Origin of the sequence: Bradyrhizobium genosp. SA-3, assembly GCF_004212635.1 — a bacterium.
Classification (GTDB): Bacteria; Pseudomonadota; Alphaproteobacteria; order Rhizobiales; family Xanthobacteraceae; genus Bradyrhizobium.
The window spans coordinates 12,312-35,520 of sequence record NZ_PSRT01000052.1 but is presented as its reverse complement, the minus strand read 5'-3'; the positions used below and the strand labels follow the sequence as shown (position 1 = coordinate 35,520).

23 protein-coding genes and 1 tRNA gene are annotated in these 23,209 nt (G+C 63.5%); 13 read left to right on the top strand and 11 right to left on the bottom strand.

The annotated features are described in order from the left end of the window. The first annotated feature begins 55 nt into the window (after positions 1 to 55). The 4 genes from CWO91_RS19590 to CWO91_RS19575 all read left to right on the top strand — a co-directional run bounded on the left by CWO91_RS19590 (position 56) and on the right by CWO91_RS19575 (position 3,949). Positions 56 to 664 (top strand): TRAP transporter small permease, encoded by a 609-nt coding sequence (locus CWO91_RS19590; protein WP_130215458.1) that lies wholly within the window; start codon positions 56 to 58, stop codon positions 662 to 664. Then, a complete protein-coding gene (locus CWO91_RS19585) occupies positions 664 to 1,929 on the top strand; it encodes a TRAP transporter large permease (protein WP_130215421.1) in 1,266 nt (421 codons plus the stop codon). The genes CWO91_RS19590 and CWO91_RS19585 overlap by 1 nt, the downstream gene beginning before the upstream one ends. A gap of 23 nt (positions 1,930 to 1,952) precedes the next feature. Further along, a complete protein-coding gene (locus CWO91_RS19580; protein WP_130215419.1) occupies positions 1,953 to 2,936 on the top strand; it encodes a TRAP transporter substrate-binding protein in 984 nt (327 codons plus the stop codon). Positions 2,937 to 3,022: 86 nt separating this feature from the next. Next, positions 3,023 to 3,949 (top strand): dihydrodipicolinate synthase family protein, encoded by a 927-nt coding sequence (locus CWO91_RS19575; protein ID WP_130215417.1) that lies wholly within the window; start codon positions 3,023 to 3,025, stop codon positions 3,947 to 3,949. Positions 3,950 to 4,050: 101 nt separating this feature from the next. On the opposite strand, the gene CWO91_RS19570 is transcribed toward CWO91_RS19575, so the two are convergent. From CWO91_RS19570 to CWO91_RS19555, 4 genes are all read right to left on the bottom strand, one after another. Beyond that, on the bottom strand, positions 4,051 to 4,962 hold the full coding sequence (locus tag CWO91_RS19570) for a hydroxymethylglutaryl-CoA lyase (protein WP_130215415.1): 912 nt from the start codon (positions 4,960 to 4,962) through the stop codon (positions 4,051 to 4,053). A 1-nt stretch (position 4,963) separates the two neighbouring features. After that, positions 4,964 to 6,967 carry an acetyl/propionyl/methylcrotonyl-CoA carboxylase subunit alpha gene (locus CWO91_RS19565; protein WP_165405559.1) on the bottom strand — a complete coding sequence of 668 codons (2,004 nt, stop codon included), beginning with the start codon at positions 6,965 to 6,967 and terminating at the stop codon, positions 4,964 to 4,966. Positions 6,968 to 6,971: 4 nt separating this feature from the next. Continuing rightward, the gene (locus tag CWO91_RS19560) at positions 6,972 to 8,576 is read right to left on the bottom strand and encodes a carboxyl transferase domain-containing protein (protein ID WP_130215411.1); all 1,605 of its coding nucleotides are present in this window, start codon (positions 8,574 to 8,576) and stop codon (positions 6,972 to 6,974) included. 81 nt (positions 8,577 to 8,657) lie between these two features. After that, positions 8,658 to 9,785, bottom strand: a complete 1,128-nt coding sequence (locus CWO91_RS19555; RefSeq protein ID WP_130215456.1) for an isovaleryl-CoA dehydrogenase — start codon at positions 9,783 to 9,785, stop codon at positions 8,658 to 8,660. Between the two features lie 156 nt (positions 9,786 to 9,941). Here CWO91_RS19555 and CWO91_RS19550 point away from each other — a divergent pair, with 156 nt between their 5' ends. After that, a complete protein-coding gene (locus CWO91_RS19550; protein ID WP_130215409.1) occupies positions 9,942 to 10,970 on the top strand; it encodes an AraC family transcriptional regulator in 1,029 nt (342 codons plus the stop codon). Between the two features lie 89 nt (positions 10,971 to 11,059). Here CWO91_RS19550 and CWO91_RS19545 read toward each other — a convergent pair whose 3' ends face one another. The 3 genes from CWO91_RS19545 to CWO91_RS19530 form a co-directional block, all read right to left on the bottom strand. Next, positions 11,060 to 11,359 carry a DUF3551 domain-containing protein gene (locus CWO91_RS19545; protein WP_130215407.1) on the bottom strand — a complete coding sequence of 100 codons (300 nt, stop codon included), beginning with the start codon at positions 11,357 to 11,359 and terminating at the stop codon, positions 11,060 to 11,062. A gap of 250 nt (positions 11,360 to 11,609) precedes the next feature. Then, on the bottom strand, positions 11,610 to 12,101 hold the full coding sequence (locus CWO91_RS19540; RefSeq protein WP_130215405.1) for an Lrp/AsnC family transcriptional regulator: 492 nt from the start codon (positions 12,099 to 12,101) through the stop codon (positions 11,610 to 11,612). A 299-nt stretch (positions 12,102 to 12,400) separates the two neighbouring features. Beyond that, complete coding sequence (locus CWO91_RS19530) at positions 12,401 to 12,706, bottom strand: ETC complex I subunit (RefSeq protein ID WP_130215401.1); 306 nt, start codon at positions 12,704 to 12,706, stop codon at positions 12,401 to 12,403. 257 nt (positions 12,707 to 12,963) lie between these two features. Here CWO91_RS19530 and CWO91_RS19525 point away from each other — a divergent pair, with 257 nt between their 5' ends. After that, positions 12,964 to 14,133 carry an OpgC domain-containing protein gene (locus CWO91_RS19525; RefSeq protein ID WP_091894900.1) on the top strand — a complete coding sequence of 390 codons (1,170 nt, stop codon included), beginning with the start codon at positions 12,964 to 12,966 and terminating at the stop codon, positions 14,131 to 14,133. A 25-nt stretch (positions 14,134 to 14,158) separates the two neighbouring features. On the opposite strand, the gene CWO91_RS19520 is transcribed toward CWO91_RS19525, so the two are convergent. After that, positions 14,159 to 14,353: a hypothetical protein gene (locus CWO91_RS19520; protein ID WP_130215399.1), complete on the bottom strand. Its 195-nt coding sequence runs from the start codon at positions 14,351 to 14,353 to the stop codon at positions 14,159 to 14,161. Between the two features lie 263 nt (positions 14,354 to 14,616). Here CWO91_RS19520 and CWO91_RS43070 point away from each other — a divergent pair, with 263 nt between their 5' ends. From CWO91_RS43070 to CWO91_RS19500, 5 genes are all read left to right on the top strand, one after another. After that, positions 14,617 to 14,844: a hypothetical protein gene (locus CWO91_RS43070; protein WP_165405552.1), complete on the top strand. Its 228-nt coding sequence runs from the start codon at positions 14,617 to 14,619 to the stop codon at positions 14,842 to 14,844. Positions 14,845 to 15,221: 377 nt separating this feature from the next. Continuing rightward, complete coding sequence (locus CWO91_RS19515) at positions 15,222 to 15,443, top strand: RNA-binding protein (RefSeq protein ID WP_130215397.1); 222 nt, start codon at positions 15,222 to 15,224, stop codon at positions 15,441 to 15,443. Positions 15,444 to 15,717: 274 nt separating this feature from the next. After that, a complete protein-coding gene (locus CWO91_RS19510) occupies positions 15,718 to 16,269 on the top strand; it encodes an Arm DNA-binding domain-containing protein (RefSeq protein ID WP_130215395.1) in 552 nt (183 codons plus the stop codon). Positions 16,270 to 16,346: 77 nt separating this feature from the next. Next, positions 16,347 to 16,790, top strand: coding sequence for a hypothetical protein (locus tag CWO91_RS19505; protein ID WP_130215393.1), 444 nt, complete (start codon positions 16,347 to 16,349; stop codon positions 16,788 to 16,790). A gap of 392 nt (positions 16,791 to 17,182) precedes the next feature. Then, positions 17,183 to 17,647, top strand: coding sequence for a hypothetical protein (locus CWO91_RS19500; protein WP_130215391.1), 465 nt, complete (start codon positions 17,183 to 17,185; stop codon positions 17,645 to 17,647). Between the two features lie 484 nt (positions 17,648 to 18,131). On the opposite strand, the gene CWO91_RS19495 is transcribed toward CWO91_RS19500, so the two are convergent. Further along, complete coding sequence (locus tag CWO91_RS19495) at positions 18,132 to 19,370, bottom strand: hypothetical protein (protein WP_165405557.1); 1,239 nt, start codon at positions 19,368 to 19,370, stop codon at positions 18,132 to 18,134. A 167-nt stretch (positions 19,371 to 19,537) separates the two neighbouring features. Continuing rightward, positions 19,538 to 20,686 carry a phage tail protein gene (locus tag CWO91_RS19490; RefSeq protein WP_130215387.1) on the bottom strand — a complete coding sequence of 383 codons (1,149 nt, stop codon included), beginning with the start codon at positions 20,684 to 20,686 and terminating at the stop codon, positions 19,538 to 19,540. A gap of 488 nt (positions 20,687 to 21,174) precedes the next feature. On the opposite strand from CWO91_RS19490, the gene CWO91_RS19485 reads away from it, so the two are divergent. After that, positions 21,175 to 22,029, top strand: coding sequence for a hypothetical protein (locus tag CWO91_RS19485; protein ID WP_130215385.1), 855 nt, complete (start codon positions 21,175 to 21,177; stop codon positions 22,027 to 22,029). Positions 22,030 to 22,650: 621 nt separating this feature from the next. Then, complete coding sequence (locus CWO91_RS19480) at positions 22,651 to 22,941, top strand: hypothetical protein (protein WP_130215383.1); 291 nt, start codon at positions 22,651 to 22,653, stop codon at positions 22,939 to 22,941. Positions 22,942 to 23,084: 143 nt separating this feature from the next. Here the strand turns inward: CWO91_RS19480 and CWO91_RS19475 are convergent. Then, a tRNA-Pro gene (locus CWO91_RS19475) sits at positions 23,085 to 23,161 on the bottom strand. Between the last annotated feature and the right edge of the window lie 48 nt (positions 23,162 to 23,209).

The window sequence follows — 23,209 nt, the reverse complement described above, 5'->3', positions numbered from 1 at the left end:
ATTTAGCGATAGCACGACAAATCTCGGGGTTGGGGCCTCCATGATCGAGCAGACGATGCCGGCCACACGCGCATTCAGCGTTCGACGCGTCATCGTGCGCGCGTCCAGCGCCCTGCTCGCGGTCGAGCGCCTCGCGCTGATGGGCCTGATGTACCTGCTCACCGGATTGATCCTGGTGAACGTCGTCACCCGCTACTCGCATTTCCCGATCTACTGGATCGACGAATCCGCGGTCTATTGCGTGGTCTGGCTGACCTTCATCGGCGCCTCCGCGATGACGCGGCTGCGGCTCGATTTTGCGGTGACCATGTTGACGGAGCGTCTTTCGCCGCAGCACCAGAAGCTCGCCAAGGTGATCTCGACCGGCCTCGTCGTCGTGTTCGGCGCCGCGCTGATCGTCACCTGCCTGCTCTGGATGGATCCGATTGGTCTCGCACGCGCCGGCTTCGACGGCCGCAAGCTCGCGGCCGAGACCTTCAACTTCCTCTACACCGAGCACACCCAGACGCTGAACTGGCCGACCTGGATACTCTATCTGACGCTGCCGATCTTCGCGGTGTCGATGACCATTCACGGCCTCGCCAATTTGCTGGAAGATCTCGGGCTGGTCCCGCGCGTCACACCGAAGGGCTTTCAGCTCTCCGAGCTGGACGGGGTCAACTGATGATCACGTCAGCGGCCTTCTTGGCGTTCATGCTGGTCGGCGTGCCGATCGGCCTCTGCCTGTGCCTCGCCGGTCTCGTCTACATCGCCGCATCCGGCAACCCGGTGCTGTTCCAGTCCTACCCGCTCCAGCTGTTCGGCGGCGTCGACAGCTACGGCCTGATCGCCATTCCGCTCTTCATCCTGATCGGCGAGATCATGAACGGCGGCGGCATCACGCGGCGTATCGTCGACATGGCGATGGCGTTCGTCGGCTCATTCAAGGGTGGGCTCGCCTACGTCAACATCCTCGCCAACATGTTCATCTCCTCGATCCTGGGCTCTGCGACCGCGCAGGTCGCGATCATGGCCCAGATCATGGTGCCGGAGATGGAAAAGAAAGGCTACGACAAGACCTTCGCGGCGGGGCTGACCGCCTATGGCGGTATGCTCGGTCCGATCATCCCGCCGTCGGTGATGTTCGTGGTCTACAGCGTGCTGGCGCAGGTCTCGGTCAGCGACATGCTGATCGCCGGGATCGTGCCGGGCGTCATCCTCACGGTGATGTTCTGTCTCGTCATCGCGCTGATGGGATACGTCTACAACTATCCCCGCGCGGACTATCAGACGCCGCGTCAGCGCATCATGACGATCCTGCGGACGTCTCCGACGCTGCTGATCCCGATCGTCATCGTCGGCACCATTCTCGGCGGTCTCGCCAACGCGACCGAATCCGCTGCCGTCGGGGCCGTCGCAGCAGCACTGGTCGGAAAATTCTGGACCAAGGAGTTCGAGTTCTCCCAGCTGCCGCAAATGATGCTGCGCAGCGCAATCTATTCGGCGATCGTGCTGTTCCTGGTGGCGGCCGCGGCGGTGTTCTCCTGGGTCCTGATCTTCGGCAAGGTGCCGCAGGAAACCGCCGCCTGGATCCAGACCGCCGCCAAGGACCCCGTCAGCTTCATGCTGATCTGCAACGTCATCCTGCTGGTGATCGGCACGGTGATCGACGGCATTCCCGGCCTGATCATGACGGTGCCGATCCTGCTGCCGGTCGCGACCGACGTCTATCACATCGATCCCCGGCATTTCGGCGTCGTGGTGGTGATCAACCTCGTGCTCGGCCTGCTGTCGCCGCCGGTCGGGCTCTGCTTCTTCGTCGCGGCCGCCGTCACCGGCGCGAAGCCCGGCAAGATGTTCATGGTGACGCTGCCCTTCTTCGTCATCGCCTGCGTCCTCCTCGTGCTGCTCTCGCTCTACCCGTCGCTCTCGCTGATCCTCGTCAAATAGGCCCATCCAAAAGGAGCCCGACCATGCCGCTTTCACGCCGCCGCTTTCTCGCCGCCAGTGCCGCCGCATCGGTGTTCGCGCCGTCGCTGGCGCTCGCCCAGGCCAAGGAATTCCGCCTCGGCCTGATCACGCCCAACGGCCATTCCTGGAACAAGGCCGCGCTCAAATTCGGCGACGATCTCAAGGCGGCCACCAGCGGCCGCTTGACCGTGAGCGTGTTCCACTCCGGCCAGCTCGGCAACGAACCGGCGATGATGCAGCAATTGCAGTCCGGCGCGCTCGACATGGGCTTCATCCAGGCCGCCGAGCTCGGCTCGCGCGTGCCGCACATCGCCGCGATCAATGCGCCCTACATCGTCCGCTCGACGCCTGCGGTGGCGAAGTTCGTGCGGCATCCGGCGGCGGTGAAGCTGTTCGAGGTGCTGCCGCAGGAGACCGGCACGATCGGGCTCGGTTGGGGCATCACCGGCATGCGCGCGGTGTTCTCGTCAAAGGATCTGAACACGCTCGCCGACATTCGCGGCATGAAGCTGCGCATCAACCCCACGCCGGTCTATCGCGATTTCTACTCCTCGCTGGGCGCAGCGCCAACGCCGATCCCGACGCCGCAGGTGTTCGACGCCATGGCCAACGGCCAGGTCGACGGCCTCGAGGCCGATCTCGAATTCTCCTGGAACCAGCGCTTCGACAAGGTGTCGAAGGTGATCCTCCAGATGAACGCCGTCTTCATGCCGATGGCGGCGGTCGTCTCGGGTCGGGTCTGGCAGTCGCTCCCCGCATCCGACCGCGAGCTGATCGCCAAGACGATCAAGTCGACGCTGGATGCGCAGATCGACGAGCTCGCCGGCAACGAACCCGCGCTGATCGAGAACTTCAAGAACGCGCCGATCCCGATCCGCCTAGTCGACGCCAAGGACACCGAGGCCGTCATTGCCGAGTTCGACAAGATCTGGCTGCCCAAGGCACCTGTCCTCGCCGAACTGCGCAAGGTCGGCGCGACGCTCTGATCTTAATCGCTATCCTCTTCACACAACCGGCGGATCCAGCCCCCCGCCGGCCCAATCTACCTTGCAAATTTACTTGGAGTGAAATCATGAGCCGCCGCGTTTCCTGGGAAGGCGTCTTCCCGGCCGTCACCACGCAATTCCACGACGATCTCTCGCTCGACATCGATGCGACCGCCAAGGTGATGGATGGCCTGATCCGCGACGGCGTCTCCGGCCTGATCGTCTGTGGCTCGGTCGGCGAGAACACCTCGCTGGAGCGCAAGGAGAAAGTCGCCATCATGGAGGCGGCGAAGTCGGTCGCGGCCGGCCGCGTGCCCGTGCTGTGCGGCATCGCCGAATTCACCACCGCCTTTGCGGTCGAGACCGCCAAGGAAGCCGCGCGCGTTGGCATCGACGGCGTGATGGTGATGCCGGCCCTGGTCTATTCCTCCAAGCCGCACGAGACCGCCGCGCATTTCCGCGCCGTTGCCAGTGCCACCGACTTGCCGGTGATGCTCTACAACAATCCGCCGATCTACAAGAACGACGTCACCCCGGACATCCTGGCCTCGCTCGCCGACGTCGAGACCGTCGTCTGCTTCAAGGATTCCTCCGGCGACACGCGGCGCTTCATCGACACCCGCAACATGGTCGGCGACCGCTTCGTGTTGTTCGCAGGCCTCGACGACGTCATCGTCGAGAGCGTCGCCATGGGCGCCGTGGGCTGGGTCTCCGGCATGTCGAATGCCTTCCCGCGCGAGGGCGAGACGCTGTTCCGCCTCGCCAAGGCGGGCCGCTACGCGGAGGCGATGCCGCTCTACGAATGGTTCATGCCGCTCTTGCATCTGGACGCACGCCCGGACCTCGTCCAGTGCATCAAGCTGTGCGAGCACATCATGGGCCGCGGCACGGCACTGACGCGCCCGCCCCGCCTCGCACTGCTGCCGCAGGAGAAGGCCGAGGTGGAGGCCATGATGGCCAAGGCGCTGAAGAACCGGCCGCGCCTGCCGGATGTCGGGCTGAAGGCGGCCTGATCGCAGGTTTCGTAGGGTGGGCAAAGCGAAAGCGTGCCCACCATTTACGAATTCGATTGCGGAAAGACAGTGGGCACGGCGCAAATGCGCCTTTGCCCACCCTACGAAGCGGCTCGCTTCATTTTGGCGTTCAGCGCGGACGCGACCCGGCTCACGGGCGGCTTGCCCAGCACGCCGCTCATCTCGTTGGTCGCCGCCAGCAGCTTGTCCATATCGACGCCGGTCCTGATGCCCATGCCCTCAAGCATGTAGACGACGTCCTCGGTCGCGACATTGCCGGTCGCGCCCGGCGCGTAGGGGCAGCCGCCGAGGCCGCCGGCGGCGGCGTCGATGACGCGGACGCCCTCCTCCATCCCCGCATAGAGATTGGCGAGCGCCTGGCCGTAGGTGTCGTGGAAATGCATCGCGAGATTGGCGGGCGGAATGTTAGCGGCTACCGCGCGCAGCATCTGCTTCGCCTTATCAGGCGTGCCGACGCCGATGGTGTCGCCGAGCGAGATCTCGTAGCAGCCGAGCTCCCATAGCGTGTTGGCGAGATCGGCGACCGCCTTCGGCTTGATCTCGCCGTCGAAGGGACAGCCGAGCACGCAGGAGATATAGCCGCGCACCTTGACGCCGTCGGCCTTGGCGCGCGCGAGCACGGGCTTGAACCGGTCGATGGACTCCGCGACCGAACAGTTGATGTTGGCGCGCGAAAAGCCTTCCGATGCTGCCGCAAACACCGAGACGACCTGCGCGCCCGCGGCGCGGGCTGCGTCATAGCCCTTCTCGTTCGGCACCAGCACATGGAATTCGGCATCCGTCAGGTGGCTGACGCCGCGCAGCACGGCGTCCGAGCTTGCCATTTGCGGGATCGCCTTGGGCGAGACGAAGGCACCGACCTCGACTGTATGGAGGCCGGCCTCTACCAGCGCCTCGATGAAGGCGATGCGCGCCTCGACACTCACGGGCGTCTTCTCGTTCTGGAGCCCATCGCGCGGGCCCATTTCGATGATGCGGACCTGGTCGCTCATCTCACTCTCCTGACGGCTCGACCACGGCAAGCTCGACGCCCTCCTGCACGATGTCGCCGACCTTGCACTTGATGGACTTCAGCACCCCGGCATAGGGGGCCCGCAGCGTCTGCTCCATCTTCATCACTTCGAGGGTGAGGATCGGCGCACCCTTGTCGAGCTTGGCGCCCTCCTCCGCCAGCACGGCGACGACGGTGCCCGGCAACGGCGCCGCGATCTTGTCCTCGCCGGCATGCTCCTCGCTCTCGCCGCCGAACGGATCGACCCAGTGCAGATCGAAGCGGCCGTTGCGCGTGCGCAAATACAGCTCATGGCCGTCGATCACGGCCGCAACGGAAGATTTCAAGCCATCAAGCGTCAGATCGAATCCGCCGTCGTGCGGCGCAATCGTGAACGCGAGTTCGCGCTCGCCGATCAGCAGCGTCGAGGGGTCACTGCCGTAGTTCAGGGTAATCTTCTGCTCAGGTCCGTGACCGACGCGGAAGGCGAAACTGCGCCGGCGGCGGCCGACCGGCTGCCAGCCGAAGGTTTGCCAGGGCGAATTCGCATGCACACGTGCGGCCTGTTGCTCCTCGTTGATAACAGCGGCCACGGCGGCGCACAGCTCGAGTTCGCCGGGCGCCGGTGCGGCCTGCGTCAGGACCGCCAGCTCGCGCTCGATGAACCCGGTGTCAACCGCATTGGTCCGCACTTTTGGATGCGTCATCAGCGCCGACAGGAATGGAATGTTGGTGACGATGCCGCGAACGTCGGACTCTTCCAGCCCCCGGTTCAGCCGCTCGATCGCGACGTCCCGCGTCGGCGCCCACGCGATCATTTTTGCGAGCATCGCATCGTAATAGGGCGACACGCTGTCGCCCTCGCGATAGCCGGCATCGATGCGCAAGCCCCCGGTCTCTGCCGGCAGGCGCCATGTCGAGATCTTTCCGACCGACGGCATGAAGTTCTTGGTCGGGTTCTCGGCGTAGACGCGCGCCTCGACCGCATGGCCGTTGAGCCGGATCTCGTCCTGCTTCAGAGGCAGCGCCTCGCCGAAAGCGACGCGCAGCTGCCATTCGACGAGGTCGATGCCGGTGATCAGCTCGGTCACGGGATGCTCGACCTGGAGGCGCGTGTTCATCTCGATGAAGAACACGTCCTTGCCGTCGGAGACGAATTCGATGGTGCCGGCGCCGACATAATTCACCGCGCCCGCCGCCTTTCGCGCGGCGGCGCAGACGGTCTCGCGCTGGGCAGGATTGAGCGTCGGCGACGGCGCCTCCTCGATCACCTTCTGATGCCGGCGCTGGAGCGTGCATTCGCGCTCGAACAGCGAGAGCAGATTGCCGTGGCTGTCGCCGATCACCTGCACCTCGATATGCCTGGGATTGTCGACATATTTCTCGATCAGCATGCGATCGTCACCGAACGCAGCTTTGGCTTCGCGCTTGGCGCTGACGATCGCGGGCTCAAGTTCGGCAGCCGAACGCACGATGCGCATGCCGCGGCCGCCGCCGCCGGCCGACGCCTTCACCAAAATGGGGAAGCCGATCCTGTCCGCGGCCTTCGAAAGCGTCGCCTCGTCCTGGGCTTCGCCGTGATAGCCGGGCACCAGCGGCACGCCGGCCTTTTCCATCAACTCCTTCGAGCCGGACTTCGAGCCCATCGCCGTCATCATCCCGGCCGTCGGACCGACAAAGACGAGACCCGCATCGAAGCAGGCCCGCGCGAATTCGGCATTCTCCGACAGGAAGCCGTAGCCGGGATGCACGGCTTCCGCGCCAGTCTTGCGCGCGGCCTCGATCAGCCGCTCGACACTGAGATAGCTGTCGCGGGCCCGCGCCGGCCCGAGCAGCACGGCCTCGTCGGCGAGCGCGACATGCATCGCGTCGCGGTCGGCCTCGGAATAGACCGCGACCGTGCGCAGGCCCATGGCCCGCGCAGTGCGGATGACGCGGCAGGCGATCTCGCCGCGGTTGGCGATCAGGAGCGTGTGAAATCGCCGGTAGAGCTTTGAGCGGTCCATCGCATCACATCCTGAACAGGCCGAATTTCGTCGGTTCGATCGGCGCATTCGACGCCGCCGAAAGGCCGAGCCCGAGCACCAGCCGCGTGTCGGCCGGATCGATCACGCCGTCGTCCCAGAGCCGCGCGGTCGCGTAATAGGGATGCCCCTGGCTCTCATATTGCGCACGAATGGGGCTACGGAATTTCTCTTCCTCTTCCTTCGACCAGCTATCGCCCTTGGCCTCGATATTGTCGCGCCGGACCTGGCTCAGCACCATCGAGGCCTGTTCGCCGCCCATCACCGAGATGCGCGCATTCGGCCACATCCAGAGGAAGCGCGGCGCGTAGGCGCGGCCGCACATGCCGTAATTGCCGGCGCCGTAGGAGCCGCCGATCACGACGGTGAATTTCGGCACCGAGGCGGTCGCGACCGCCGTCACCAGCTTGGCACCGTCCCGCGCGATGCCGCCGGCCTCGTACTTCTTGCCGACCATGAAGCCCGTGATGTTCTGCAGGAACACCAGCGGAATGCCGCGCTGGCAGCACAGCTCGATGAAATGCGCGCCCTTCAGCGAGCTCTCGCTGAAGAGAATGCCGTTATTGGCGATGATGCCGACCGGAAAGCCCCAGATATGGGTGAAGCCGCACACCAGGGTCGTGCCGTAGAGCTTCTTGAACTCATCGAATTCGGAGCCGTCGACGATGCGGGCGATGATGTCGCGCACGTCGAAGGGCTTGCGGCCATCGACGGGGACTACGCCATAGATTTCCTCCGCCGCAAACAGCGGATCGCGCGGGGCATGCATGTTGAGGTTCGGTCGCGTCGGTGGCTTCAAGGTGCCGACGATGCGCCGGGCGATGCCGATCGCGTGCGCATCGTTCTGGGCGTAGTGATCGGTCACGCCCGACTGGCGCGAGTGCACGTCGGCGCCGCCGAGCTCTTCAGCGCTCACAACCTCGCCGGTCGCGGCCTTCACCAGCGGCGGACCGCCGAGGAAGATGGTACCTTGGTTGCGGACGATGATGCTCTCGTCCGACATCGCCGGCACATAGGCGCCGCCGGCGGTGCAGGAGCCCATCACGATCGCGATCTGAGGAATGCCTTGTGAGGACATCTGGGCCTGGTTGTAGAAGATGCGGCCGAAATGCCGCTCATCCGGAAAGATCTCGTCCTGAAGCGGCAGGAAGGCGCCGCCGGAATCGACCATGTAGACGCAAGGAAGATTGTTCTGCCGCGCGATGTCCTGCGCGCGCAGGTGCTTCTTCACGGTCATCGGATAATAGGTGCCGCCCTTGATGGTGGCGTCATTGGCGACGATCACGCATTCGCGGCCCGAGATGCGCCCCACCCCCGTGACGACGCTCGCCGAATGCACGTCGCCGCCATAGAGGCCATAGGCCGCGAGTGGCGACAGCTCCAGGAACGAGGTCCCGGGATCGACCAGCAGGTCGACGCGCTCGCGCGCCAGCATCTTGCCGCGCGCGGTGTGGCGGTTGCGCGAGGCCTCGCCGCCGCCGCCGGCGACCTGGCTCAGCTTTTCACGCAAGTCCACGACGAGGGTGCGCATGGCCTCGGAATTGCGCGCAAAGTCTTGGGAAGACGGATCGATGCTGGAATGGAGCGGCATTTAAGTCCCGCGTGTCTGTGGCGTGATGAGAGGCCGCGGGTAGGTTGGACCAGCTTCGCGGCATTTCCAAATGGATAGAGCTCAAGCCGTCTCGGCCATCAGCTCGCGGCCGATCAGCATGCGGCGAACCTCCGAGGTGCCGGCGCCGATCTCGTAGAGCTTGGCGTCGCGCCACAACCGTCCGACCGGAAATTCGCTGGTGTAGCCGACCCCGCCGAGCGCCTGGATCGCCTCGCCCGCCATCCACGTCGCCTTCTCCGCGGAATAGAGGATCGCGGCAGCCGCGTCCTTGCGCAAGCTGCGCGCGTGGTCGGCGCGGTCGCAGGCGCGCCCCACGGCGTAGACATAGGCGCGCGTGGCCTGCCAGGTCGAATACATGTCGGCGAGCTTGCCCTGCATCAGCTGGAAATCGCCGATCGGCTGGCCGAACTGCTTGCGCTCGTGCATGTACGGCACCACCGCGTCCATGCAGGCCGCCATGATCCCGAGCGGGCCGCCCGAGAGCACCGCGCGCTCATAGTCGAGGCCGGACATCAGCACCTTGACGCCCTCGCCCACCTTGCCGAGCACGTTCTCCTCCGGCACCTCGCATTCGTCGAAGAACAAAGGATAGGTGTTGGAGCCGCGCATGCCGAGCTTGTCGAGGTGCTGGCCGTGGGTAAACCCCTTGAAGCCTTTCTCGATGAGGAAGGCGGTCATGCCGCGCGGACCGGCCTCCGGATCGGTCTTGGCGTAGACGACGAGCACGTCGGCATCGCCGCCATTGGTGATCCACATCTTCGAGCCGTTGAGCACGTAGCGGTCGCCGCGCTTGTCGGCGCGCAGCTTCATCGAGACCACGTCGGAACCGGCGCCGGGCTCGGACATCGCGAGCGCGCCGACATACTCTCCGGAGATCAGCTTCGGCAGATAGCGCTGGCGCTGCGTGTCGTTGCCGTTGCGGCGGATCTGATTGACGCAGAGGTTGGAATGGGCGCCGTAGGAGAGCCCCACGGCAGCCGAGCCGCGCGAAATCTCCTCCATGGCGACGATATGGGCGAGATAGCCCATGTTGGACCCGCCATATTGTTCCGGTGCAGTCATGCCGAGCAGGCCGAGGTCGCCGAAACGCTTCCAGAGGTCTGCGGGGAACAGATTGGCCTTCTCGATGTCGGCAGCGCGCGGGGTGATCTCCGCCTCCACGAAGGCGCGAAGCGTGTCGCGCAGCATGCCGATGTCTTCGCCCAAATCGAAGTCGATGCTCGGGATGTTCAAGGCGATTCCTCCGTATTTTGGCGTCCGAACCTAGCGGGGCCCCGGCGCTCTTGCGGTCGAAAAGGTTGCATTTTCCGCCAAACTTGGCGAGGATTTTCCGAGGGAATTCCGATGCCTTTTCAAGCCGCCACCGCGATCCCGCGCCGTGCCATGACCCCTGCCGCCTTCGTCCGCGGTGTGGTCGCCGCTTATGAACGATACGGCCGCGATCCCGCGGAGGCGCTGAGCCGGGGTCAGGTAGCGCCGGACCTTGTCGATTCTCCGGATGGGCGGATCACGGCCGCCCAGTTCGAGGTCCTGGCAGGCCATGCCATGCGCGAGCTCGACGACGAGGCGCTCGGCTGGTTCTCGCGCCGGCTGCCATGGGGCACCTATGGCATGCTGTGCCGCGCCTCGATCACGGCGCCGACGCTGGAGGTGGCGCTCAAGCGCTGGTGCCGGCATCACCGCCTGCTCACCGAGGATGTCGTGCTCGATCTCGCGGTTGGCGAGGAGACTGCGGTCGTCTTCATCCGGGAGCTGCGCGATCTCGGCGGCTTACGCGAATTCTGCCTGGTCACCCTGCTCCGCTACGTGCTCGGCTTCTCCTGCTGGGCGGTCGATTCCGCGATCGCCTTGCGCGCGGCGGAATTTCCTTACCCCCAGCCCGGCCACGTCTCGGTCTACCCGACCATCTTCTGCCGCAATATCCGCTTCGACGCCGACCGCGCCGCGATCATCTTCGACAAGCACTATCTGTCGCTGCCGCTCGCGCGCAGCGCCGCCGACCTCGATAACATGCTCAAAGGCGCCTTGCGGCTGACGGTGCTGCCCTATCGGCGCGACCGGCTTCTTGTCGAGCGCGTGCGCCGCGTGCTCCGCAATGCGCGCGGACGCAGTCTCGGCGCCGAGGATGTCGCGCGCGAGCTGGCGCTGTCCACGCGCACCATGCATCGGCGCCTGCGCGAGGAGGCCACCTCGCTGCGCGATCTCAAGGAAGAGGCAAAGTTCGAGCTCGCCAGGCAGGAGCTGATGCGCGGCCGCACGCCGATCAAGCGGATCGCGGAGATCGCCGGATTCCGCAACGAGAAGAGTTTTTCGCGTGCCTTCCGTACCTGGACCGGCGCCTCGCCCCGCGAGTTTCGCGGCCGGTATCGCTGAGGGGTTGTCGCCTCTTTGTCATAAATTGATGACCCCCGAGATGAACCTCGGGGGCCGCAACGTTCCGAAACCGGTCGCGATGTCGGGCGTTAGTTCGAGTTGGTCTGCGCGCCCGGCCGAATCTTGGTACGCGACCGCGTCTGCTTCGGCTGGTAGGCCAGCGCGTCATTCGAGGTCTTCGCACCGCCGCTCTGTGCGCAAGTTCCACCGATGCCGCCGGCCGCGGCCCGGCAGGCTTCCATGGTCGGATAACCGCAACCGTGAGCGGCCTGGGCACCGTTGGTGATGCAGAAATCGTCCGCACGCGCAGTCGGTGCGGTCATCATGAGAAACGCGGATGCAAACAGCGTTGCAGCGGATGCGACAAACGTCTTCGAGGTCGAGGTCATGGTGTCTTTTCCTGGCTCAGGGTCCCACAAAAGAGGCCTCGGCATGCGACGCAGGCCGAGGTTCACACCTTGGATCTAGGCGGCGGCCCCGAACCGACAATCACGGTTCAGCGCATCGCAGGACTTCCGAAATCACATGTCACAGTTAGGTGATTTACTCAGCATCATAGTGGCGTCGGGCGTGTGGCGGCGTATCGCTCCTTCGGATTTTCGCGAGCCTGGCGGTGACGGCGCCTGGAACGCAGCGTCCCTATCCCGCCGATACCGCGGCGACCTCCTGCAACGGCAGTGGCACGTCCTTCGCGACGCCCAGCACCGGAAAGCTGCGGACGTTCTTCACGTTCGGCATCGCGGCGAAATGCAGGAGCTGCTGGCGCATGCTCTCGACGCTCGGCGCCACGCATTTGAGGAGATAGTCGGTGTCGCCCGAAATGCGCCAGCACTGCTGGATGCGCGGGATCGCGGCAATCGAGCTCTCGAACGCCTCCAGCACAGGCTGCGCCTGGCTGCCGAGCTGGATCGAGACGAACGACACCACCTCAAAGCCGAGCCGCCGTTCGTCGATGACCGCGCGCACCGCCCGGATCACGCCGCGGCTGAACAGCGATTTCAGCCGCCGCAGACAGTTGGGCGCGGACACCCCGACCCGCAGCGCCAGCTCGTTGTTGCGAACCCGCCCGTCCTGCTGCAGTTCGGACAGTATCTTCAGATCGACGCCGTCGAGCTGGTCACGCCCCGCCATACCCACCTCGCCCATGAGCTTGTCATGTGCGGCAGCGAAGCATGCGGCGGAATAGCTGCCAAGGGCCAGAGCCGGCGTGGTAGCTGATCCGTGACGTGGGATGGTCGGATGCGAGGTTTATAGCGTGTGGGCGGAATATCTCCCGCCGTCATGGCCGGGCCTTGTCCCGGCCATCCACGTTCTTTCACGCGGCCACCAAAGACGTGGATGCCCGGGCCTACGCCTCGCCGAAGCGGCTTCGGCCGCGCAGGCGGGACAAGCCCGGGCATGACGGAAGTCTTTGGCGCCGGGTTGGCCCCTCAATGCGTCCAGGGCTCGCCGCGGCGGAACGAGAAATTGTCGGCATAGGCGGCCGGCCGGCGTACCGACTCCTGCGGCTCGATCACCTGGTAGGCGATGCCCTTGCGCTCGCAATAGGCGACCGCCTCTTCCTTGCTGTGGAAGCGCAGCGTGATCTGCTGCTTCATGTCGCCGGACGAGGTCCAGCCCATCAGCGGCTCGACCGAACGCGGCTGCTCCGGCTCGTAATCGAGCTGCCATTCCTTCGTCTTGTACCGGCCGGATTGCATCGCGTTCTTGGCGGGCTTGAAAATGCGTGCGGTCATGGGGTGGTCCGGGCCTCTTCGTCTTTTCGTTCGAACTGGATGCGTCACGGTGGCAGTTGGTAGAAATCTCAGGGATAGTATAGAGACACCGTTCGGGAAGTGTTCGGTGATTCCGGCTCCCCGGGTGCCCTACCTACGGGTATAGTCATTATGCTGCACCGTGACAATTGCGTACCCGCCTTCCGCGCCGGGACCCCGCCCGGCGGCACTGCCTCCCCGACATCAGCGTATTTGTTCCTTCCGAAAGCTCCCGTCGCATGGCCTTCCTGAACATCAGCGCAACGCTTCCCGAAAAGGGGCGCGACCTCCGGCTCGACCTGTTTCGCGGCGTCGCGAACTGGGCGATCTTCCTCGACCACATCCCCGACAACGTCGTGAATTGGGTCACGACGCGCAATTACGGCTTTTCCGACGCCGCCGACCTGTTCGTCTTCATCTCCGGCTACACCGCCTCGTTCGTCTATGCGCGGATGATGCTGGAGCGCGGCTTCGTCGTCGGCGCCACAAGGCTAACCAAGCGGGTCTGGCAGCTCTATGTCGCCCACATCATCCTGTTCGTGATCTACATCGCCTCGATCAGCTATCTCGCGCTGCGCTTCGGCGATTCCGAGATGATCAACGAGTTCAACGTCGCCGGCCTCGTCGACAACGCCACCGAGACGCTGCGCCAGGGTCTGTTCCTGCGCTTCAAGCCGCTCAATCTCGACGTGCTGCCGCTCTACATCGTGCTGATGGGACTGTTCCCGCCGGTGCTGTGGTTCATGCTGCGCAAGCCCGACGTGACGATGGCGCTGTCCATCGTGCTGTGGCTGGCCGCGCGCCATTTCGGCTGGAATCTGACGGCCTATCCGGCCGGCCAGTGGTATTTCAACCCGTATTGCTGGCAGGTGCTGTTCGTGTTCGGCGCCTGGTGCGCCATGGGCGGCGCGCGGCGCTCGATGACGCTGATCAACGCGCCGATCACGCTTTACCTCTGCCTCGCCTATCTCGCCTTCGCGCTGATCATGACCATGGCCGGCCGCTTCCCGACCTTGGGCGGCATGCTCCCGCAATGGCTGTTCTCGGCGTTTAACCCGAACGACAAGACCAACCTCGCGCCCTACCGCTTCATCCACTTCGTCGTGATCGTGATCCTGGTGATCCGCTTCGTGCCGAAGGAGTGGCCGGGCCTGGAGTGGAAGGTGTTCGATCCGCTGATCGTCTGCGGCCAGCAGTCGCTCGCGGTGTTCTGCGTCGGCGTCTTCCTGTCCTTCGTCGGCCATTTCGAACTGTCGATGAGCTCGGGCTCGCTGTTCGCGCAGCTCTTCGTCAGCATCGCCGGCGTCGCGATCATGACGACGGTGGCCTATTACATCTCGTGGTCGAAGAAGCAGGACAAGCCGTTGAAGCCGCCGCCGTCCAAACCGGCAGCGGCGAAGGCCGCCTGATGGTGACGCGGCGGCCGATGCCGCGTCAGGCCGCCTCTTCGCCGTCGAACTCGGTGAACTTCTTGTAGATCCAGTCGCGGCCGTCGTGGCGGCGCCAGACCTTACCGTACACGAGCTGTCCGTTGATCGAGCGGCGCGGCACGATCACGGTCCAGAGATGCCAGATCTCGGTCCAGCTTGACTGCGGACCGGTGGTTTTGGGGTTGCGATCGGAAGACATGGCAGAACTCACTGGCGCAGAACTCGACTGATGCGCGCGCTGCCACGAACTGTGATCTTGTGTGAGCACGGATTTCAGGCAGCCCATCGCGAGCCGTGCTCGATCTGATAACAGCGACTAAGGCGCCCGCAACAACCGCTCGCCCTTAACCTAACCGATCAACCTTACTTCTCGTGCGCAAACGGCGAGATTGGTTGAAAGCCGGCGTCGACTTTTCTAGAGTGCGTGCGTGATTTGAGAGCGCGCCGTTTTGAGGACGCGCGGTGTTTTTGAGCCGACACGTATTTTCAAAAGAATTGACTGGCCAGGACGACCACAATGAATTTGCAATGTGCATGTCTGCGCTTGGCGCTGCGATCGACAACGCCTGTCCCGATCGCAAAGACACCATCCCCGCAGCCGCTGAAGGCCGCCAACGACAACCAGACAGTCTGGCCGTTCGTGCCGTTTCCGGCCGGCTGGCACGCCTCGAGCTGATGGGCCAGATCTGAAAAAGTGACGCCTGAAAAGCGCAACGCCGCGCAAGCGGAGTATCATCGCTTGGCGGCGTCCGTTTAGGCATTGGGCGCTGAAATCCCCAACACGCATATGTCTATGGCGCCGCGCAGAAGGTTCGATGAGCGTCCGGCCAATTCTGCGCCCTCGGAGGGCCGCAATCGCCTGAAACATCGCGCCAAAGTCGCGAGGCAAGGAGAATGTGCGCCAAGGCTTCCGCAGCGCCTTTCGGCCAGACGATGGCAACCAATCACTCCGCCACGCGTTGCAGCTTTTTCCCGCCTGTCCGGGGCATCCGAGAGTGTCCGCGATCAGCGTGCGCCCGCCTGCACGGACGGCGTCTCACGTCCCTGTGAGAGCTGGAGCGCGGCCGGTGAATTTCCACGAACGAGCAGAGATCAATGAACCGCAGGAGGCAAAGCCGGCGGGCGCCGTGAGCCAGGTCGCTACGCCTGAGGAACTCGCGGAGACGCCGGAGGCCGGAAGCTTGCTGCTCGCACTCTGCGGGCTCGGCCTTGCGGGAATCGCAATGCTGGGCTGGATTAGCGCCCTCGCCTGGTTCGCCTGGCGCTTCGTCGACTGGCTGTTGTTCTGAGGCGGCCCCCGAATCCCTAGGCAAGAGACTTCGGCATCAGACTTGGGCGTCGGCCTGGGCATTCTTGGGGTACACGTCGGAACTGGTCGGGGCAGCTGGATTCGAACCAACGACCTGCAGTACCCAAAACATACCAGCTATTCCCTCACCTACCCTCCGGGGCCCGCAGGGGCCTTAACGCTCCAGGGAAAATCAGCCGCTCCCTAACTTTCCGGCATCTATCACCTGCTGTGATTGGCACCGCGGTGCTTCCCCCGTGCTTCCCGGAGGAAAAATGAGCGGTCAAACCATCACAAAAAGCCTGGTCGACAGCCTGGAAAAGCAGGCGTCTGAATACACGGTATGGGATGCAAAGCTTCCCGGGTTCGGGGTGCGCGTCCGGCCAACCGGTGCCAAGTCGTTCGTCATCGTCTATCGCGCGGGAACCGGCCGTACGGCTCCCGTCCGTCGCTACACCGTGGCTGCCGTCGGCAAGTTGGCGCCAGAAGCCGCCCGGATCCTCGGCACCAAAGATCATTGGACCCGCGACGGCCGCTACATCGAAATGATCCGCTATCAGTCTGTCTGCGCCGAACCTGGCTGCAAGCGCAACTTCCTGGCGCTCGCGACCAAAAGCCGGGTCCGCAAGGGACAGTTGAATAAGCGCTGCGAGCTCCACCACTCACCGGGGATACCCGTCCAGATCAAGAAGGCCCGGAAGAAGCGGGCGAAGCCGCGCCCCAAGAAGCCGACGGCCGCGGCCCGCCTGGCGGCTCGTCGAGAGCGGGCAGTCAATCGGGCGATCCTAGCCATGCAACGCGTCCAGCGCCCCTCCTACCTCGATTGAGCGGCCTTTCTGACGGGCTTGCAGGGGCCATCCACCTACGGCAATCTGGCGTTGAGCTCAGAACGGAGGTCTTCCGGATGCCCCGCGGCCAATTCTACACGGTCTTCACCCTGGGATTTGCCAGCGCTGTCGGGCTGCTCGGTGTCGTCGCGGGCTTGCTGCTGCTCGTCTGGCGGGAACCGTATCGTCAATTCATGGCAACTTCGTCCGGCTTGGACTGGATGTCGCCGCTATGGTTTGCGGTGATCGTTGCCAGCTTCCCTATTTTCATTGCGTACTGGATCGTGCGGATCCAGCAAGCAATCGTCCGCTGGTCCGGCGATCGCCTTATCGCGAAGCTAAACCGTCAATACAACATGATCGCGCAGCTTCAGGGCCGTGAGTACGCCGACGAGTTCATGAGACTGCAGGCCCAATCGATAATCGAGGAGAGTGAGGGCAAACCGTTCAATCTCTTCGGACGTGAGAAGATGCTGCATGCTGGAGCTGCGGCTGGTGTCCAAGTTAGACCGCCGGCCTGATCAAATGGCCAGGCGCTGCCGCGAAGCGGCGACGTGAAAGGGCCGCGCGCCCAAAAGTCATCTCACCAAATCGGCCTGCGGAGACGTACCCCGGATGGCCCGTGGTCGCAGAGAGCAGCTAGCCCCGGTCGACGAAGTCGCTCCTCCAAAGCCACAAAATCACGCAAAATCGATAACGCAGCACCACCAACCCGACCTGATTCGGAGTGACGCTCTCTCGCGAGCCGACTTTAGCGATAGCCGCTGACCAGACAAAGGCCAACAACCACGGCCACGAGCCGTCAGATTGCAGGCAGTTCGCGCAATGTCGACAAAGCCAACAAACTCTCACCGTTGACCGAGCTCGGTTTCAGTGATCCCAAACGCACGCTGGGGCTCATGGAGAGCAAAGCATGCGCAACGAACAGGAAGTCCTCAACGCCGCAAAGCCATTCACCGGCATTCCCGATAACCCATTTCCGCCCCCTCTGCCGCACGATCGCGCCATCGATCGTGCTCAGGATCCGCGGCCACTGGAAGCGCCCCCTGCCCTGGAGCCACCTCAAGAACCTCCTCCGGAGATCAAGAAGGCGATGCTCGCCGCGGCCTACGCCCAGCTCGTGATCGATCGACTGGCCGCGCTTCAGAACGAAGAGGTCACCAAGTACACCGGGATCTCTCGCGTTGAGCTGGGCCTGCGCGTCTGGAATGCGCCGATGGCCGAAGTGGCGAAACGCCTCGGGATCAAAAAGCATGTGCTCATGCGCATCTGCAAACTTTTCGAAGTGCCGACGCCCCCAAAAGGCTACTTCAATACGAGCTTTGCTAAGCGTCCGATCAGATGGACGCGCGTTGCCGTCGGGGCCGGAACGCGATGACCACTGAACCGCCCCTCTACGCCGAACAGGAGCTCCTCGAGCGGCTCCAACTTAAAGGCTACGAGCTCGACGGCCTTCTCGACATCGGCATCATTGCGCCAGTGGCCGGCGATCCCTCTGGACACCCCAGATACTGCGCCGAGACGGTCGATCGCCTAGCCACTCCGCAGCAACTGGTCCGACTCTCCGACGCACTCTGGTGGGACTTTGACCTGAACAGGCCCGGCTACATGCCCAACGGAGCTCCATGGGCTCGCGCTGTCGACCTGCACTTCTATCCGTTCGACGATAAAGAGCAGCAATCCTGGGCCCGGCGGTATTACAAGCTGAAGACGGCGTGCGCGCCGTTTCCATATCCCTACCCCGAGCGCCTGGCGCGCTACCGATCAAGGATGGAAGACCGGGCGACCAAGGCATTCGAGCGGAAGCACGGGATCAAACGGCCGCCGAGGACCCGCGGTATTGATGTCAGCATTCGCGGCACTCAGGTCAAGATAAGCCGGGCGAAGCTCCGAGACCTGGTGTGGAGCAAGACGATGATTCGTGCCGGCGCCGATCTTGGGGTCTCGACGCCTGTCTGCAACGTGTTGGCGCCGGAAGCACCGACCAGCGGGGCGACCAGGTTCGTGACATCCTTGAGGCCGTGACCGACGTAGTGGCCGAAGACGCTTGCGTCGTCAGGAACGTAGTTGTCTGATGCGTTGACCGCGATCCCGGCGCCCGCTCCACCTATCGTATCTCCGACCAGCGTACGGGCGGGGGCCTCCGTGTATGGCCGTGCCATGTGATCTAGGATCCGCTCCGGGACGGTCTCAGACCGGGTTGCCGCGGTCGCGACGCTCGGCGCACGCTGCGCCAGCATGGCGCCGGTGCCGACCGCCTGCGTGCCGAACCGGTTGACGTCGTAGAATAGCTTCTCGCTTCGCGACATCGTGGCAGGGTCGATACCCGGAACACCAATTGCGTCGGCGCCTTTCTCGACCAGCTTGGACGCCGGCGTGGCCATCGGGATGTCCGTGCCGAGCAGTTTGTTGATGCCGCCGACAGCGGCGTTCTGCGCACCCGCCACGAGGTCGAACGGGCCAGTGATGATGTCAGTGAGCCCCTTGCCGACGCCTTGGGCGCCGACCTGGAAGTCGCGCACCGCGCCGCCTACGCTGCTCGGCAGGATCGACGCCGGGCGCTCGATCGGCTTCGGCGCTTCGGGGGTGACGTAGAGACGGCCTTGCTGCGCGGCGTTCTGCGCGCCCGGCTGTGGATCAAATCTATCAAACGGATTCGGCCGCACACCAGCCGCCGACGCAAACGGATCATGATCCACCGGGACGAGCTTCGGAGGGGCCGAGCCTGCTTGAAACGGTTTGGTCGGATCGAAAGGTGGCTTGTCGGCCACGACCTGATACGGCTGTGTCGGATCGAACGGCGGCTTAGCGGCCGGCTGGGTGTTCAACTGCCGCTGCAAGATCTCCCAAGCTTGCTGAACCGTTGCGCCCTCCGGGCCGGTGACGGTGTAGACCTTCCCGTCCGGCGAAGTGAAATCGAAGGTGCGTCCTTTTGGAATGAGATCGTCGAACATTCCACGTTTGGCACCCAGCGGCGTGCCTTCAAGCTGCGCAATGAGCGCTGGATCTGTGACGGGACGATCGAGCGTGTAGCCAGGCGGAAGCGGAGGAATGGTCGGCTGCCCCGGTTCGCCATAATGCTTTCGGAGGGCTGTAGTCATCTCCTCGTTGGAGGTACCGGCCGGAAACTCGACGTGCGCTCCGTCGGGCCTTTGCACTCGGTTCGCAGGCCGAGAATAACTGCTCAACGCACGCTGAATATCCGCCGGCGTGAAGTCGTCGGGGAATTCATGCCGTTGGCCTTCGAACTCGATTAGCTGCGGCATCGTTAGTGCGCCTTGATGATGTAATTGAGCACGATCGTGGGCTGGACGTTGTTGTGCGCGCCACCGCCACCCGTGGATTGAATCGAAATGCCAGTGGTGTTTGCAACAATGGTCGATGTCTGAGGGCTTCCCGGAATAATGTAGGTATTGCCGCTCGTCGTCTGGATACTATTTGTGCCCGTCACGACCGGGTTGTTGTTGAAGGTGTGCGTGTGACCAGGATCTGTGACGCTGTGCGCGTGCGACGGCATCTGCGCGGACGTCAGGATGACCGACTGGGAGCCGCCTGTTTCGCCAAGGGCGTCACCAAAGCCCGACGTGGCGTCCGTGAGCCGCCCCGCGGCAGAACCGTTCATGGTGTCCACGCCAGCCGGAACGCGCCCACGCATGTCGGGCTTCTTCGGATTGCCGGAGCCGTCCTGACCGAAGGGGAAGCCGTCAGTGACATATCGGGCACGAAGCGCGGGGTACGGCGTATCCGAAAGGAGCACGCCACCGTCGGCCCAGTCCCATCCCGCCGGGAGCGTTGCGCCCGACCACGGCAGCGGACCGAGGCCTGCGGGCATGGCGATGCTCGGCTCCAGCTTCGACAACGTAATCGCACCGTCAGCCACTTTCGGCGTCGTGACATTCGAGTCGGCGATCTTTGTGGTCGTGACTGCGCCCGTTGCAATTTTCGAGTTCGAGACAACACCGTCGGCCAACTTGTTCGCGGCGACTGCGCCGTCAGCCAGCTTGGAGGACGTGATCGAGCCGTCGGTGATCGCGACCGCGGCGGTGAAATCGGCGATCTCGTCCCACTTCGAGGCGTCAAAGCTGACGCCAGAGGTGTGGGTCGTATTCGCGATGTAGAAAATCGAGTTGTGGAAGACAGTGTTGACTTCGGCGGTGTAGAGGACCCCACTCGCCCACTGCGACGGTGCGGCGAAACCGATGCTGACGCTGCTGTCGAACTGCGCCCGGCCGACCGAGCCGCGCTTCAGCGCGCCGTCGTCGTCCTGGATGAGGGCCAGGTTCTGTTGGGTGTCGTCCATCGCCAGCTTGACGGCGTTGAACTCGGCGTCGAGCGTGTTTCCCGGATGAGGCTTTGATGGATTCTCGGCGCTGAAAAGTGCAAAGGACGTCTGACGGTCGTAGGGCGTTGATGACATCTATCGCCGACGGGGTGAGAGGAAATGCGCGGGATTGCGCGGTGGGTGCCGTCGGCGAAGCGGCGTTGCGTCCGTGAGATAACTTTAGAGGAATGAAGTGAGCAAAAAGTTACGGCGATACTCCTGCCAGGCCGTCTACAGATTTGGGTGCCAGTCGCTTTGGTTAGCTCCAACTGGGTAGTTTCTTGGTGGATAGGTACGGCTGGCAATTATTCGAGGTTCTTGAAGGGGCGTCTGACTGCCGATAACGTCCGATCGTATTGACTCGGGGGATTTCAATGCGTTTTTTGCTTTGCCTGCCTTTCGCGGCAGCTGTTTTTGTGACACCGGCGTTTGCCGCTCCGCCAGCAAGCTGCGCCTCCAAATTCGTAGGTGAATGGCGGCATTCCGGAGGAAATAAAGGGACGCTTACCGCTGACGGAAGGGCCATCTGTAGCGAGCACGCGGCGTGTCAAGCTGAGGGCACCTGGACCTGTTCGGGAAACTATATGACCTACACGACCAGCCTGGGCTCGTGGGTGTACACGCTCCAGCCCGACGGCTCGATTACGGCCAACGGCGGCATCGCACGGGCCGTGCGCATCGGTAGAGCGCCCGCGGCGACAGCGAAGTCTTCTCAGACAGGCCCGAATGAAGGGGCAGTGGTCGGCAACCAAAATCTAAAGCCGGTCAAGCCGATGAAAGATTGCAGCGGCGTCAGCGGCAAGATCAACGGTGTCGAGCTCAAGCCGATGAAATGCGACGACGCACCGCCGAAGACCGTTGCGGCCGCACCGGCGCAAATTCCTCCGCCGGCAAAACAACCGAGCTCCGGCGCAGTTGCCGGGTCAAAGGGCGCTTTGGAAGCAGTCGCGGAGATCTCACCCGAATTCAAGAAGGCGCTCGATAACGCAGCACTCAAGTTGGAGCATGCTAAGATCGACCCTACTCGTTTGAAAGAGCCTGTCACTCACACAAGCGAACCCGCGCCGACCAGAACGGAAGCGAAGGCCTCTCCTTCAGAAACAACGTCAGCACCAGTTGCGGCCGATGAGCCCCGAGCTCCACCGCGTGCGATCACCGAACTTGATCCCGACGACTACGCCAAAACGTGCCGAGATGAATCTTTCGCCAGCGGCCTCAAGAGTCTGAAGCAGGATATCGCCGCGGCAACCGAAGACGTGGTGCGACAACGCGATCCGAAGAATACGAGGCCCGTTCGTGGACTCAAATTTTATGCGGAGAAGTACAAGCTCATCAAGAAGGTTCTGAAGGTTTGCGCGCTCGAAGTATTCAAGAAACAGATCGTTGAGCCGATCGAGATGAGCGACATCTTCGATGACCCCTCCTATGACGCTCGGTGAGCGTCGCCCCTGACTTTTGGCGAATCTGAAATTTAGCAGAGCGGCATTGCGGCCTCTGGACTGATCGCGCGCGCCTCCCCCCTAGGGGTGGATGCCGGCATGGCCAGGTATCGGCCGCAGTCCCGCGCCACTTTCTAATCGACAGGCAAGGGGCATGGTCAGTCTCGAGAGCCAACGCGCCGCCGAGATGCCTAAAATGCGCTCTTGATCAGCTTCGCCACCAGTGTCGTTGCCGCTAACTTATTGCGGTGACTTGAGTCTTAGTGCGCGCATGCATGCGCCGCGCGCGCATTTGTTGTATGGTCATGCGCGATCAGAAAACCCGACAAAAGCGCTGAAATCGATAGAATGCGCAAACCGATCAAGCGCTCAGCTGTCTGGTTTTACGCATTAGACTTTTCCAGACAAAATATTCGTTGTCGATTTTTCGACATGCCGCATTCTGGTCCCGGGTCGAAAGCCCGAGACACTAGCCGAGAGCCAATCCGGTGAGCGGCAATCACAAATCTTGTCCAGGGGCCGCGCGCGTATGTCCAAGGCGCACGCCCAAAGGTGCGCGGGGCCGCCTAGTGTCGGTCATTTCGCCCCTGGACTCGCATCTTGCTCGAAAGGCAAAACACTATGCGCAACTCCACCGCCCTCCGCACCTCGACCCATTCGACTGATCTCGGCGCCCTGCTCGCTCGCCGCGGTACCGACCTAATCCTGGCTATTGAAGGCAATAACGCCCTCGTCCGGTGTCAGGTCAGCTCGGCAATCGCTGCCGCAATGCTGGCGCCTCTCAAAGGCAAAGCCGCCGGCCAATTCCGCGCCCTGTCGGGCAATCGGGTCGAAATCGATGCCGCTGTGACGTTGCCAATGGCGTTGAGGATGATGGAAGCGAAGGCGGCAATGGAGAACACGCTGCACTGAATCGCTGGCGCCGGCCTCTATCAAAGCCGCCCAAAAGGCCTAAAATCTGCGCTCGTGCTTCCCCGGTGCTTCCCCGGGGTTAGCGCGGGCGCAATCAGCATGGAAAAGGAGAACAAATGTCGCCGCAGTTTCAGCGGGTTAGTTGGTCGGGGCAGCTGGATTCGAACCAACGACCTGCAGTACCCAAAACTGCCGCGCTACCAGGCTGCGCTATACCCCGAATGTCCGGCGAGCCCCGTCGATACACGCTTCCCGGCGCGCCAGCAAG